Source organism: Oleiphilus sp. HI0132, assembly GCF_001635845.1.
Genome location: NZ_LWGJ01000464.1, coordinates 1 through 936 on the forward strand (window position 1 = coordinate 1; position 936 = coordinate 936).

The 936-nt window shown below is 44.4% G+C and carries 1 protein-coding gene; it reads left to right on the top strand.

The features are described from left to right. A partial coding sequence (gene prfB / locus A3766_RS05715) for a peptide chain release factor 2 (RefSeq protein ID WP_068641890.1) occupies positions 1–761 on the top strand: 761 nt, incomplete at its 5' end. Positions 762–936: the final 175 nt, after the last annotated feature.

The following is a 936-nucleotide window of genomic DNA, read 5'->3' on the forward strand; positions in this document are numbered from 1 at the left end:
TAGAGTTTCGAAGAATGTTTTCTGGCGAGATGGATGAAAACAACGCATATCTCGATATTCAGTCTGGCTCAGGTGGTACCGAGGCTCAAGATTGGGCCAGCATGTTATTGCGTATGTTCTTACGGTGGGGGGAGAAGAAAGGTTTCAAGACTGAAATCATTGAACTCTCCGACGGTGAAGTTGCCGGCATCAAAAGTGCGACAATCCAATTTACCGGTGAATATGCATTTGGTTGGTTACGTACAGAGACAGGTGTCCATCGCTTGGTAAGAAAATCTCCTTTTGATTCAGGCAGCCGTCGCCATACTTCTTTTGCATCGGTGTTTGTATCACCGGAAATTGATGATAACGTCGATATTGAAATTAACCCGGCAGACCTGCGTATTGATACGTATCGCTCTAGTGGTGCGGGCGGCCAGCACGTTAATACAACCGATTCAGCAATACGTATTACTCATGAGCCAAGCGGTATTGTGGTCCAATGCCAGAACCAACGTTCACAGCATCAAAACAAAGATAAGGCTATGCAGCAGCTTCGAGCAAAGTTATATGAGCTAGAGATGATGAAGCGTAGCGAAGCGGCACAAGCATTGGAAGATACTAAGTCAGATATTGGTTGGGGAAGTCAAATCCGCTCCTATGTACTGGACTCTTCGCGGATCAAAGATCTGCGAACCAATGTTGAGACCAGTAACTGCAATAATGTCTTAGATGGCGACCTGGATCAGTTTATCGAAGCCAGTCTTAAGCAAGGCCTTTAATTTTTAGTTTGCTGCTATCGTCTTTGGTGGCAGCAATGGATAAGTAATTGGAAGAAAATATGTCGAACGAACAGAATACTACGAACACTGAAGACCAAAATAAGTTGATCACTGAGCGTAAGAACAAACTCAAGGAACTGCGTGATGGTTGTTCAGCAAATGGTCACCGTAATGA